The organism is Rothia sp. HMSC066H02 (genome assembly GCF_001814995.1).
GTDB classification, from domain to species: Bacteria; Actinomycetota; Actinomycetes; order Actinomycetales; family Micrococcaceae; genus Rothia; species Rothia mucilaginosa.
On record NZ_KV818667.1, the window covers coordinates 108,416 to 121,198 of the forward strand.

Sequence of the window (12,783 nt, forward strand, 5' to 3'; positions counted from 1 at the left end):
CGTCAGGCTGCTTAGCCCTTTAGCCCACCGGAACGTTAACGTTCACCAGCGAGTACAGATCCTTCGGATCATCCGGGCTAGCAACCAGGTCAATGAACTGCTGCAGGTCGGTGTCCTGCGTAGCCGCACGGGCATAACGCAGACCCGAGAAGTCAGCAATCGCGAAGCCCACCGAATCAAACAGGGTAATCTGCTCATCCGACACGCGGCCCGGCTCCTCACCGGTCAGAACCTTCCAGAACTCCACCACGGGGAAGTCCGGGTCCTTCTGCTGAATCTCGCCCTCAATGCGGGTCTGCGGCGGGAACTCAACGAACACGGTGGAGCGGTCCAGAATTTCGCTTTCCAGCTCAGTCTTGCCGGGGCAGTCGCCACCAATAGCGTTCAGGTGCACGCCGGGCTTCACCTGGCGGTCCAGCAGAACCTTCGCCTGCTGCTTATCGGCGGTGCAGGTGGTAATAATGTCGGCACCCTCAACAGCCTCGTCCACGTCCTTAGCCAGGTGGATGCGGAAGCCCAGCGGCTCCAGGTTGCGGCGGAACTTCTCCATCGCGTGCGGGTCAACGTCGTAGACGGACAGGTCCTCAATGCCGAGCACAGCGCGCATACCCAGCGCCTGGAACTCAGACTGCGAGCCGGTACCGATCATCGCCATCTTCTTCGAATCCTTGCGTGCCAGGTGCTTAGCAACCATGGCGGATACGCCGGCGGTACGCAGCGCGGTCAGCAGGGTCATCTCAGCCAGGAACACCGGGTAGCCGTTGTCCACGTCAGCGAGCAGACCGAACGCGGTCACGGTCTGGAAGCCGCGTGCCGGGTTCGACGGGTGGCCGTTCACGTACTTGAAGGAGTAGGTGATGTTGTCGGAGGTGGGCATCAGCTCAATCACACCGAAGGGGGTGTGGGAAGCGACGCGCGGGATCTTGTCGAAGCTCTGCCACTTCTTGAAGTCTTCTTCGAGGAAGTCGACCATGCCGGCAATGATGTTGCCTACGCCGTCCTTCTGAATCCACTTTGCCATCGAGGCGACGTCAACAAATTCCACCGCGTGTGCGCTAGGACGTTCAGTCATGATTTTCTCCTTTGAATATCTGCACAAAACTTCTTTGTGCATCTGGTGGTCACTGCGGATATCTATTATCTCAAAATATATTGCAGGACACACCGTATTAGAAATGCTGTAGATATGTACTTTGCTTTATGTATTACACGGATGTAATACGGAAGCGAACACGGAAAGACGTGCAGGGAGGGGGCTCTAGAGTCTAGAGCTCCTAGAGTCTAGTGGCTAGGGTCTAGAACCCCCTCATTCGCCTTTGCTGGGATTACAGGCAACCGGTCGGGTTAGCTACCCTTCGGGTTGTCCTCGTCCTCAAGGTCACCCAGGTCAATGTGGGTACGAGGCTCCGGAACGAGCTTCTTCACCACGGGGCGGGCAGCAATCACAGGCACGGAACCGGTGTAGCCTTCACGGACGCGAGCAATCTCGTTGACGCGGTCACGAACCGTGTACCAGCCGATAATCAGCAGCGGGATAACCAGCAACAGCGATGCCAGGGTGTAGGTACCCACCGGGTAATCCAGAGCCATCAGCACCATCACAACAGCGAGGAACACCATCACAGCCCAGTCGCTGAAGCGACCGCCGGGTGCACGGTAGTTGGGGCGCTTGTACTTGCCCTCGCCGACCAGCTTCAGGTACTTCTGGTGCGACATTGCGATAGCCGCCCAGCTAGCCATGGTGCCCACCGAGGCGATGTTCAGCACGACCTCGAACGCCTGCTCGGGAACGAAGAAGTTCAGCACAACACCGAAGAGGCCAACCACACCGGTCAGCAGAATACCTGCCACGGGAACACCGGAGCGGGACACCTTAGTGGCGAACTTCGGCGCCGAACCTGCAACACCCATCGAGTGGAGGATACGGCCGGTGGAGTACAGGCCAGCGTTCAGCGAGGAAGCAGCCGCGGTAATCACGACCAGCTGCATAATCGGTGCGGTGCCTTGAATACCGATAGCGTCGAAGAAGGTCACGAACGGCGATTCTGCGTCCTTGTAGGCGGTGTAGGGCATGAGCAGGCAGAGCAGAACCACGGAACCAACGTAGAAGATTGCAATACGCCAGATCACGGTGTTGATAGCGCGGGGGATAACCTTCTCAACGTTCTTGGTTTCACCACTGGTGGTGCCGACCAGCTCAATACCGGCGTAGGCGAACACAACGCCCTGAACCACGATAAGAGCGGGAAGAATGCCGTTGGGGAAGAAGCCGTCATTGGCTGCAATAAGGCTCAGGCCGGGGGTGACGCCGTTGATGGGTTCACCGAAGACCAGGTACCAGATACCTACCGCCATGAAGGACAGCAGGGCAAGAATCTTAATGAGTGCGAACCAGAATTCCAGCTCACCGAAGAGCTTCACGGAGATGAGGTTCAGAGCCACAGTGACGATAACGACGATGAATGCGCTGAGCCACTGGGGAATATCTGCGAAGAACTGGTTGTATCGGCCGAACCAGCTGATGTAGATGGCGATAGCGGTGGCGTCTGCAACGGCGGTCATTGCCCAGTTCAGCCAGTACAGCCATCCGGAGACGAATGCGGCCTTTTCGCCGTAGAATTCGCGGGTGTAGGAGACGAAGGAGCCCGAGGAGGGGCGGTGAAGGATCAGCTCGCCGAGGGCTCGAAGAATCAGGTAGCCGAAGAAGCCGATGACGGCGTAGATGACGGCGAGCATGGGGCCTGCGTCCTGCAGGCGGCTACCGGTGCCCAGGAACAGGCCGGTACCGATAGCGGAACCGATGGCGATCATCTGGAGCTGACGTGCGCCAAGCCCCTTGTGGAAGCCTTCCTGTTCGTGTGCGAACGGGTCGTCTGTGGGGGGCTTAGTGTACTGATCCGCTGCAGAAGTCTGCGGGTTCTTGTTCGGTGAGGTGCTCACGCTATACCTCCTTGGATAGTTACGTCTGAAGCACGTGCTACACGAAATGTGGTTGGGAACACGTCTGCGGGTTGTAATGACTATAGCACGGTAATTTAGGTAATATAACTCGCGTCACGTAACAATTTATATACATATAATGCATATCTTATAAATATATTTGGTTCATGTTGTATTGTGTGGTTTTCATTGTTTTGTGAAATAGATTAATTGAACCCTGAGTTCAAAAAATCAATTACCCCACCACCGCACAGCACAAGAGCACCCACAACGGGGTGCTCTCACAACCTATCCAAAACGGGGACTTAGCCCTCCATCAGGCGATCAATCTTCGCCCGCAACGCGCGCTCACGACGATTCAACCACCACCAGCTCGGCCAACGCATCAACGACTTACGACCAACCTGCACGACCGAGGGGAGCTTCGCCTCCGCAAGCGCCACATCAATCTCGTGGTCACTCGCGCCCTCATCACGCATTTTCTCCATCAACTCAAGGGATTTCGCCATATCTCCATGCCCCAAAACATGCCGACTCTTACGCTCCAGAACCTCATCCAACTGCGCGCGCACCGGGGCAATAGCCGCCGCATTCGGATGCTCACGCTCAGCACGACGCTGCGCCTGGCGGGCGCGCTTCTCACGTTTTGCGTCGAGCTGTTTCGGATTATTTTTAGCGCTCGCCTTGCTCATGGGAGGTTCCTTTCGCCGCGTCCGGGTGATGTGTGCGCTGGCCTGCACGCGCAGAAGACATCAAGTCATTAACACCTCTACTTTACCGCGGTATTTCGCGGAAATTTCGCTGTAGTAAACCCAAAAAAACCCACAAAAAATTAACGATAAATAAGTCGTATCTTGGTAAAATAGTGCGAGTAGGAGGCGTCTCGCGCGCCAACAAAATATGGTGAACCGGCCCAACATTGGTAACCGGTCGCATCTATCCAAGGAGTCAGCATATGGCTATTGCAACCCCCGAAGTTTACGCAGAAATGCTGCAGACCGCGAAGGAAAAGGGCTTCGCGTACCCCGCAGTGAACGTGACCTCCTCCCAGACCCTGAACGCTGCAATCCGCGGCTTCGCAGAGGCTGGCTCGGACGGCATCATCCAGGCATCCACCGGTGGTGCAGCATACTGGTCCGGCGCTTCCAAGAAGGACATGGTCGTTGGCTCCCTGGCCTTCGCAGCATACGCACGCGAAGTTGCTAAGCAGTACGACGTGAACATTGCACTGCACACCGACCACTGCCCCAAGGACAAGCTGGAAGGCTTCGTCCTGCCCCTGCTGGCAGAGTCCGAGAAGGCTGTTGCTCGCGGTGAAGACCCCATCTTCAACTCCCACATGTGGGACGGCTCCGCAATCGACCTGGACGAGAACCTGAAGATCGCTGCTGAGCTGATCGAGCGTACCTCCAAGGCAAAGCTCGTTCTCGAGGTTGAGATTGGTGCCGTTGGTGGCGAGGAAGACGGCGTTGAAGGCGCTATCGACGACTCCCTGTACACCACCGTTGCAGACGCAATCAAGACCGTTGAGGCAATCGGCCTGGGCGAGAAGGGCACCTACATGGCTGCTCTGACCTTCGGTAACGTTCACGGCGTGTACAAGCCCGGTAACGTTCACCTGCGCCCCGAGCTGCTCAAGGAAATCCAGACCGAGGTCGGCGCTAAGTACGGCAAGGGCGACAAGCCCTTCTACCTGGTCTTCCACGGTGGCTCCGGCTCCACCGAGCAGGAGATTGCAGACGCAGTGTCCTACGGTGTTATCAAGATGAACATCGACACCGACACCCAGTACGCATTCACCCGCCCCGTTGCTGGCCACATGTTCAGCAACTACGACGGTGTGCTGAAGGTTGACGGCGAGGTCGGCAACAAGAAGACCTACGACCCCCGCGTTTGGGGTGCAGCTGCAGAGGCAGGCATGGCCGCACGCGTGGTCGAGGCTTGCCAGCAGCTCGGTTCCGTCGGTACCTCCATCAAGTAAGGTGCTGTTCGCCCGCCGCAGCTCCCGTAGGTGCTGCCGGGTGTGAACCTAAGCTTCGTTAAGCGAAAGCGGTGCCCGCTTCCTCATCACGAGGAGGCGGGCACCGCTCTTTGTTTATGCAGTTCTTTGGGTGCGCAGTTTAGAACCGGGCGAGCCGGGCGCTCATTGCTGGCAGGGGCGGGTTTACTTGCCGCCGCAGCCGCAACCACCGCATCCGCAGCCGCCGGACTTCACAGCCACCGAACCGGAGGTGGGGATACCATCGCCGGTGTCGCCACCCATGAGGTTCACGCGGTTACCAATCTCGGGGCCGCCGACCGGCTGGGGTGCCTTACCCGCCAGGGTCGCCGCGAAACCGGCGGGCTCCGCCAGGGGGCTCAGGTTCGGGATCATCGACGCCGCCGGGGAGCCGGAGGGGCCGCACGCAGCCGCTGCCGCGTTCGCCTTCGGCTGGGCGACCAGGTGGGCGCGGGAGAAACGCTTAATCTGCTCGGCGGTCGGGTACGCGAAGGACACCTTCACCTCGCCGTTGACCAGCATGAGCGGCAGAACCTCGATGCCGTTCATCTCAATCTGCTCCGCCACCGGTGCGCACTCTTCAAATGCGGACGGGTAGGAGTCGGTGGAGTACACCTCAATGTCCACGCCCGAATCCAGAGCCTCCTGTGCGGCGCCCAGGAACTCGGAGCGCTCCATATCCTGCGGATCCTCCGGGTTCTCGCCGGGGCCCGGAATAAATACTTCAAGAACGGTTTCAGCCGCTTCAGTCATCAGTTTTTAGCCTTTTCTCTCTTATAGGCACCGGCTCGGAGGAGGGGTGCCAGTCCTTCACTAAGTGTACTCGCGACCTCAAGAGTGCAGAAGTGTGAGTTGAAGTTCCAGATTTGCGGAATATTTGCAGAATTCGAGTCGAATGACCCTCAGCTCGTGAGCTACGGGTTTAGGTGTTGTATTCTGAGTGCATATGCACCGGAGTGTGCGAACCCTGCAATTTAGGCAGGCGCCGCCCGGTGTGAAACCAAGAAGGCAACGACGCCCGCATCCGACGCGGACGCATCAGCGCTACAAATACACGCTATTCATAGCGCCACACGACCAAAAGGAGCATATATGTTCGGTTTCGGCAAGAAGAAGAAGGAAGCTGCCGCACAGGAAGCATCGTCCGCAGACGTCTACGTCGCACCTGCTACCGGCGAGTACCTGCCGCTGAGCGAAGTCTCCGACCCCGTTTTCTCTCAGGGCGTTATGGGCGACGGCTACGCAGTGAACCCCACCGCAGGCACCATCGTCGCACCCGTTGCAGGCACCATCGCACTGATTCAGGACACCCTGCACGCATTCATGCTCCGCACCGAAAACGGCGGCGAGGTACTGGTCCATATCGGTATCGACACCGTTGAGCTCGGTGGCGACGGCTTCACCAAGATTGCTAACGTAGGTGACAAGGTTGAGGCAGGCGCACCCATCATCGAGGTCGACTGGGCAGCTATCGAGGGCCGCATCCCCTCCAAGGAAACCATGGTGATGATTACCAACACCGCAAAGTTCAACATCTCCAAGGACTCTGAGGCACGCCGCCCCGTCGCAGCCGGTGACCGCGTCGCTCAGGCATCCAAGAAGTAAGCTGAACCAGCGAAAATAGCTCAGCTTCAACAGCGGTGAAAAACCTGCGAAAAATGTTTTAACGCAAAAGGTCGCGTCCTGTAGGCTCAATCGGGCTGTAGGCGCGGCCTTTTTCGTTACACGAGAAATTTTTTAACGCCGCATGAAATGCCGCTATTAAAAGCGGCGGAAAAGGAGGAACACATTCACCCGCATTACACCGCGGGTAAGAATGAGGCGCACATAATACCCTATTTTCCTGTAAACGCAGTGAATCACCGATAAAAAATCGTTATCCTACTTAGAGTTGTAGTTTGAGTTGAGAGAATCCGGACCCTCAGCTATAAACCAAAAACTTCAATGAACAACCACACACATTACGCTCAACTCATAAAAGAAAAAGGACTACTACGGTGACTGCATTCCCGAAGACCTCTAAGAATCTGAGCCGCCGCGGCTTCATCGGCGCCTCCGCACTGGCACCCGCCGCCCTCATGCTCCAGGCAGGCGAAGCCCACGCCGCAGCCAGCACCCGCGCACAGCTCGCGGCAGTACACAGCGGCTCCCCCGCACATCAGCTGCTCTACAAGACCGATGAATTTTTCATCGCCCACCGCGGTGCCGGCAACATCAGCCCCGAGCACACCGCCTACGCCTACGCAGAGTCCGTACGCCGCGGCGCCCTCGCCGTCGAAATTTCCGTACGCACCACCAGCGACGGCCAGTTCGTCTGCATGCACGACACCAACATCAAGCGCACCACCGGTGCGTCCATGGACGTGCGCGGCCACACCCTCGCCGAACTGCGCCAGCACAAGGTCGACATGCGCCAAAACTTGGGCGAGAAGACCGGCCTGTACGACATCCCCACCCTCGAAGAAGCCATCGCCGCGGTTGACGCCGTACCCGCAGGCGGCGAATACGCCTCCGTCGGCGGCAAGAAGGTCGTACTGTTCCTCGAAGCGAAGGACGGCCCTGCACAGGCAGGCCTCGTCAAGTTCATCACCGAACGCGGCCTGCAGCGCCGCACCGTCATCAAGATGTACCGCGACGGCAGCGGCGGCTTCAACCCCACTTCTCGCTACCTCAAGCTCGTGAACGCCGCGGGCTGCGGCACCTGGTGCTACTTCGACGGCGGCGACCCCATCGACAAGATTTCCGCCATGGCCCGCCACAAGAACGTGGACGCCCTCGGCGTGCCCTTCTACGAGAAGCCCACCGGCGCGGGCTACGGCTCCATGAGCGAGGACGCCGTGCGCACCCTCACGGGCCTTGGCAAGGCTGTCATCGTGTGGGAGGTCCACCGCCGCTCCGTCTACGAAAACTACAAGGCGCTCGGTGTGAAGGGCTTCATGTGCCCCGACCCCTACTGGGTGATCGGCGACCCCTTCGACTCCAGCGTGAAGATTAACACCGGCCGTCGCCAGCACGGAATCCTGCCGGCCGACCCCTCCACCGCGGCCGACATGCCCGAACTGAACGGCAAGGCCATCGTGCACCGCCAGCGTTACGACGAGTCCGTGCTGCTCGGCCCCCTATCTAACTTCACCACCCGCGATAAGTACACCCTGGACTTCTCCATGAAGTGGACCGGTGAACTGCCCAAGCAGCAGAGCCACTACGGCTACGTTGCCTTCGGCCGCCAGCACGATGGCGCCTTCGGCATCGGCAAGAAGTTCGCCGCCAAGCAGGATGACGGTACCTACCTGCTCGCGGTGCGCCCCTCGTACCAGGGCGGCTCGGTCGCGCAGATTCTCTGCTTTGCCCCCGGCCAGTCCTCCCCGCGCGTGCTACACACCATGAAGTTGCGTAAGATCACCGGCGGCCAGGCGTTGAACTGCAAGATCGTGGTGAACAAGAACAGCTTCTACTACACGATCAACGGCCAGTACTCCAGCCCCATCAACCACAGCGCCTACCGCGGCCCGTACGTGCACTTCGGCCGCTTCCACGGCACCAACGATGGCGGTCCTCTGGAGCTGACCCGTATTGAGGCACGCCAGTCCTGGATTTGAGAGCGCAGGTGGGCTTAAACCACCGCCGAGCGCCCCGCCCCTCACGGCTCACCACCGCAGAGGGTGAGGCGCAGGGCTTTGCGGATGCGTACCGAGCATCCTTTCCGGGCTAGGCCTCCCATAATCTCCAATTAGGGTGCTCGCGTACCGCACGAGAATCCATCCCCGAAGGGGGCTGCATCCATCGTGGATGTGGCCCCCTTCGGTGTGCTTGGGGCGCATGGGGTGCTTGGCTGAGCTAGTTGGTCGGGCGGGGGAGAGGGACACCGGAGGCGCGCGAAGGGTACCCTGCGCGACCCCGCACGCGTTGTGGGGCATGTGTCGGGGGCGCGTAGCGGGCCGCGGGGCAGGGGAGAGTGCGGGACTAGAATTAAAAGCGTCAGAGTCGACCGCACCGGCCGCCCCAACCCGAAAGGCACGCCATGACCTCATCACCCGAAAAGCCCGGCGCGAAGTCCGCCCAGCTGCGAGGCCGCACCGAACCGCACATGCAAAGCATCAACATGCCGCAGCGCGAACCCATCGACCCCTACGAGCGGCCCTCCTACCCCTTCTTCTACGTGCCCACCGACCTGCTCATCGGCGGCAGCTGGGTCACCGGCGACAACGGATCCTTCCCCGTGCACAACCCCTCCTGCGGCCAAATCCTCGCGCACGTCGCCGACGCCAGCATCGAACAGGGGATCGAAGCCCTCGACGCCGCCTGCGACGCCCGCACCAGCTGGGCGGCAACCAGCCCCCGCGAACGCGCCGACATCCTCAACCGCGCCTACACGCTCATGACGCAGCGCACCGAAGTCATCGCCCGGCTCATGACCCTCGAAATGGGCAAGCCCCTCGGCCAGTCCCGCGGCGAAGTCGCCTACGCCGCGAACTACCTGCGCTGGTACGCCGAAGAAGCCGCCCGCAACTTCGGCCGCACCGCCGTCGCTCCCGAATCGGGGCTACAGATCACTACCGTACGCCGCCCCGTCGGCCCCTGCCTGCTGATTACCCCCTGGAACTTCCCGCTCGCCATGGCGGCACGCAAGGTCGCCCCGGCGCTCGCGGCGGGCTGCACCGCGGTGCTCAAGCCCGCGTCCCTGACTCCGCTCAGCTCCCTGTACTTCGCGTCCCTGATGCGCGAGGCGGGCCTACCGGACGGCGTGCTGAACGTGGTGACCACCTCTCGTACCAGCGAGGTTGTCTCCGCGCTGATGGCCGATGAGCGCCTGCGGAAGGTCTCGTTCACCGGCTCCACCGCCGTGGGCCGCACCCTGCTCGCGCAGGCCTCGCAGAACGTTCTGCGCACCTCCATGGAGCTGGGTGGCAACGCACCGTTCATCGTCTTTGAGGACGCGGACATCCCCGCCGCCGTGGAGGGCGCCTACGCGGCGAAGATGAGGAATATGGGCGAGGCCTGCACCGCCGCCAACCGAATCATCGTGCACGAGGACATTGCCGAAGAGTTCACGCGCGCCTTCGTGGAACGCATGGAGGCAACCGTCGTGGGTGACGGAACCGTCGACGGAACCGAATGTGGGCCGCTAATTCAACCTTCAGCGGTTGAATCCATGCTTTTTATGGTCGAAGACGCCCTGGGCAAGGGCGCGCTCCTCGCCTGCGGCGGTTACATTCCCGAGCTTGAGGAGAACGTTCCGAGCGATACCGGAGGCATGCCCAAAAACCTGAACAAGGGCAACTTCATTCGCCCTACCGTACTGACCGGCGTGACCGATTCGATGCGCGTGTGGCGTGAAGAAATCTTCGGCCCCGTCGCCCCGATTGCCACGTTCAGCGGCTACGGTGAGGAGGGGGAACGCGCCGCCCTGAAGCTCGCCAACGACACTGAGTACGGCCTGGCGGCGTACGTGTACACGAGCAACCATCCGCGCTTTACGCGCATGGCTACGGGTCTGGAGTTCGGCCTGATCGGTTACAACTCCGGCGTTATCTCGAACGCCGCGGCACCCTTTGGCGGCGTGAAGCAGTCCGGTATGGGTCGCGAGGGCGGCCCGGAAGGCCTGGAAGAGTACACCGAGCTACAGTACATCGGCGCGCCGAACCCGTTCGCCGGATAAGCCTGTTCGCCGGGTACGGCAAGATGCCGGCTACGACGAACCCTGAATACGCCGAAGAACCCTGGATACGCCGAAGCCCCGGCGGGTACCCGAGAAGGTACCCGCCGGGGCTTCACGCTGTTGACATCATGCGCGGGTTTTAGAGCTGATGCAATGCGAGCAGCTCGCGGCTGAAAGCATCAGCGGGACCCTTGCCGCAGGAGTTGGGGCGCGGTTCAAGGGTGACTCGCTCGAAGAAGGTGACCCAAGTGCGTCCGTCGGTGTGGGAGGTGAGTGCCGCCTCCATGGTGGGGTGCTCGGAGAAATCTTTAGGCGAGAACGCCGCAAAAAATTCAGGGGAGAACTCAGTGCTTGTCTCAACGTTCACATCGATGCCCGCCTCGCGGAGCGCAATGAGCGCCTCCCGTCCCGACGTTTCACGTGAAACCAAACCTCCAGAGGTTACTTCTTCACCTTTTTTCTCCAGTTCGAGGCGTACGGCAACCTCCGCCGCCTGCTCCACCGGGGTATCCGTGCTACGGCCTCGCAGACCGTGTAGCGACGGAATATCGCGGCCCGCCAGCGACAGGTACGCCGCCAGCGCCGAAGGCTCCGAGAGGCGACCGTAGGTGTAGCCGGTGGGCAGCATAATACCGACCGGGGCAAAGCGGTGACCGCCCGTATGCGAGCACTCCCAGACCGCATTACCCGGCAGGATATCCGCCAGGTGCGCCGCAATGGGGCGACCGCGCAGAGCACAGCAGCGGTCGCGCTTGGAGTGGGTGCACACGAGAATGGCGGGGGAATCCATGAGCTCTGCGCCCGTCGCCTGAATCAACTCCTGGGGGTTGTTCAGGGGTAGGTCGAGGAGCTGTTCGGGGGTGCTCACGCTGAACGAGTAGAGCTTTTCCTCACCCGGGGTGCAGAGCGCGTAGAGCACCCGGTGGGTCGGGTTGCCGGATGCATCCGGTGCGCCGTGCAGTACGCGCCCCTCCCTGCCCGCCTGGCGAATCAGCAGGAACTTCAAACCCGCCTGCGAGACTGCCTCGCCCAACGCCTCCGAAAGCTCCTCGCCGAGGGCGGAGCCATCCAGCACGTCGCGGCCCCAGTGACCCACGTGTTCGAGTGCCAGCCAGGCGGTGGCACGTCCGGCGGTGCCGCCGAGAGCCTCGTCGTCGTAGAGGGAGCAGGAGTCCGCCGGGATGCTCGTGGCGCGGGTACGGGAGGAGAGTTCGTCTGCGTGTGCGGCGCGCAGATTGTTCAGCTCAGCGGGGTCGCTGGCGCGCGGTTCCGGGGTGGCGGGGGTGCAGGATTCAGTCATAGTTCCTCGATTCTACGCCTGCAGAATGTGAATGACCTATGTTGCCCCTGCACGGTCTAAATGCTGAAAAACAACCGCTCAAGGATGATTTTTAGGGGCTATTGGGTGGTCAACTACTCAGGAAGGAGTGCCAAAGCCACGCGGTAGAGGTGGTCCTTTTCTTCGGGGGTGCCAAAGAAGGAACGGAGCATGTAACCCTGGAAGATCATCATGAGGGCGTCCGTCGTATCGCGGGCGTAGTCGGCAATGAGCGCCTCCTGCTCGGGAGTACGTTGCTTCGGGTCGGGGTTGATTTCGTGCAGAACGCTCAACTGTTCAATCGCCCAGGGGGTGAGGGTCTTAGTAATAAGATCCTGCAATAGAGAAATGACCTCCGTGGTCGCCTTGGCGATTTCGGGTGCGTGGAGCGCTTCAAGGCGGAGGCACAGCATGGCGGAGAAGTTCTCGTTAACCAGCTGGTTGGTATAGATGGTTTCGAGGATGTCTTGGGGGCCTGAGCCTTCAGGGAATGTGCCGCAGAACTCCTTGAGATGGTTGAGTCGCTCTTTAATGGAGCCGATGAGGATATCTTCTTTGCCGGAGAAGTGCGAGTAGATGGATCCGGAGGACAGGCCGGAGGCCTTGATAATGTCGCTCATGGAGGTGTTGATGTAGCCGCGTTCGAGGAAGCAGTTAATGGCGGCTTCGAGAATCTGGGCTCGGCGTGCGGCTTTGGTGGCGTCTGTTAGTCGGGGCATGGTTCCAGTCTACGGGGTGAGGGACCCGGAAGGCACAACGCTAATTCTTTTTGTGACATTGCAAACAAAATAGCTATTTTGTTTGCTTGCAACAAAAACCGAGGGTAGAGTTCTATCTCGTAAGCGAAATAAGCATTTTGTTTGGAGA

10 protein-coding genes are annotated in these 12,783 nt (G+C 60.2%); 4 read left to right on the forward strand and 6 right to left on the reverse strand.

Annotation, left to right across the window (positions count from 1 at the left end; genetic code table 11):
* Window positions 1-19 precede the first annotated feature (19 nt).
* The 3 genes from HMPREF2999_RS00480 to HMPREF2999_RS00490 form a co-directional block, all read right to left on the reverse strand.
* On the reverse strand, window positions 20-1,072 hold the full coding sequence (locus HMPREF2999_RS00480; protein WP_005504242.1) for an ornithine cyclodeaminase: 1,053 nt from the start codon (window positions 1,070-1,072) through the stop codon (window positions 20-22).
* Between the two features lie 272 nt (window positions 1,073-1,344).
* The gene (locus tag HMPREF2999_RS00485; RefSeq protein ID WP_070674278.1) at window positions 1,345-2,940 is read right to left on the reverse strand and encodes an amino acid permease; all 1,596 of its coding nucleotides are present in this window, start codon (window positions 2,938-2,940) and stop codon (window positions 1,345-1,347) included.
* A gap of 305 nt (window positions 2,941-3,245) precedes the next feature.
* Window positions 3,246-3,632 (reverse strand): hypothetical protein, encoded by a 387-nt coding sequence (locus tag HMPREF2999_RS00490; protein WP_049342000.1) that lies wholly within the window; start codon window positions 3,630-3,632, stop codon window positions 3,246-3,248.
* 263 nt (window positions 3,633-3,895) lie between these two features.
* Between HMPREF2999_RS00490 and fbaA the strand changes: the two genes are divergently transcribed.
* Window positions 3,896-4,921 carry a class II fructose-bisphosphate aldolase gene (gene fbaA, locus HMPREF2999_RS00495; RefSeq protein ID WP_012902702.1) on the forward strand — a complete coding sequence of 342 codons (1,026 nt, stop codon included), beginning with the start codon at window positions 3,896-3,898 and terminating at the stop codon, window positions 4,919-4,921.
* Between the two features lie 183 nt (window positions 4,922-5,104).
* On the opposite strand, the gene HMPREF2999_RS00500 is transcribed toward fbaA, so the two are convergent.
* Window positions 5,105-5,692 carry an arsenic metallochaperone ArsD family protein gene (locus HMPREF2999_RS00500; protein ID WP_049338602.1) on the reverse strand — a complete coding sequence of 196 codons (588 nt, stop codon included), beginning with the start codon at window positions 5,690-5,692 and terminating at the stop codon, window positions 5,105-5,107.
* Between the two features lie 339 nt (window positions 5,693-6,031).
* On the opposite strand from HMPREF2999_RS00500, the gene HMPREF2999_RS00505 reads away from it, so the two are divergent.
* From HMPREF2999_RS00505 to HMPREF2999_RS00515, 3 genes are all read left to right on the forward strand, one after another.
* Window positions 6,032-6,544 carry a PTS sugar transporter subunit IIA gene (locus HMPREF2999_RS00505; protein WP_049326797.1) on the forward strand — a complete coding sequence of 171 codons (513 nt, stop codon included), beginning with the start codon at window positions 6,032-6,034 and terminating at the stop codon, window positions 6,542-6,544.
* Window positions 6,545-6,936: 392 nt separating this feature from the next.
* Window positions 6,937-8,538, forward strand: a complete 1,602-nt coding sequence (locus HMPREF2999_RS00510) for a glycerophosphodiester phosphodiesterase (RefSeq protein ID WP_070674281.1) — start codon at window positions 6,937-6,939, stop codon at window positions 8,536-8,538.
* A gap of 422 nt (window positions 8,539-8,960) precedes the next feature.
* A complete protein-coding gene (locus tag HMPREF2999_RS00515) occupies window positions 8,961-10,598 on the forward strand; it encodes an NAD-dependent succinate-semialdehyde dehydrogenase (RefSeq protein WP_070674284.1) in 1,638 nt (545 codons plus the stop codon).
* Between the two features lie 139 nt (window positions 10,599-10,737).
* On the opposite strand, the gene HMPREF2999_RS00520 is transcribed toward HMPREF2999_RS00515, so the two are convergent.
* Both HMPREF2999_RS00520 and HMPREF2999_RS00525 read right to left on the reverse strand, forming a co-directional pair.
* Window positions 10,738-11,898 (reverse strand): sucrase ferredoxin, encoded by a 1,161-nt coding sequence (locus HMPREF2999_RS00520; protein WP_070674287.1) that lies wholly within the window; start codon window positions 11,896-11,898, stop codon window positions 10,738-10,740.
* A gap of 113 nt (window positions 11,899-12,011) precedes the next feature.
* Window positions 12,012-12,635 (reverse strand): TetR/AcrR family transcriptional regulator, encoded by a 624-nt coding sequence (locus HMPREF2999_RS00525; RefSeq protein WP_070674289.1) that lies wholly within the window; start codon window positions 12,633-12,635, stop codon window positions 12,012-12,014.
* Window positions 12,636-12,783 lie beyond the last annotated feature (148 nt).

Coding starts and splice junctions, on each gene's coding strand:
- HMPREF2999_RS00480 (WP_005504242.1), bottom strand. CDS start 1,072: ATGACTGAACGTCCTAGCGCACACGCGGTGGAATTTGTTGACGTCGCC.
- HMPREF2999_RS00515 (WP_070674284.1), top strand. CDS start 8,961: ATGACCTCATCACCCGAAAAGCCCGGCGCGAAGTCCGCCCAGCTGCGA.
- HMPREF2999_RS00505 (WP_049326797.1), top strand. CDS start 6,032: ATGTTCGGTTTCGGCAAGAAGAAGAAGGAAGCTGCCGCACAGGAAGCA.
- HMPREF2999_RS00525 (WP_070674289.1), bottom strand. CDS start 12,635: ATGCCCCGACTAACAGACGCCACCAAAGCCGCACGCCGAGCCCAGATT.
- HMPREF2999_RS00490 (WP_049342000.1), bottom strand. CDS start 3,632: ATGAGCAAGGCGAGCGCTAAAAATAATCCGAAACAGCTCGACGCAAAA.
- HMPREF2999_RS00520 (WP_070674287.1), bottom strand. CDS start 11,898: ATGACTGAATCCTGCACCCCCGCCACCCCGGAACCGCGCGCCAGCGAC.
- HMPREF2999_RS00500 (WP_049338602.1), bottom strand. CDS start 5,692: ATGACTGAAGCGGCTGAAACCGTTCTTGAAGTATTTATTCCGGGCCCC.
- fbaA (WP_012902702.1), top strand. CDS start 3,896: ATGGCTATTGCAACCCCCGAAGTTTACGCAGAAATGCTGCAGACCGCG.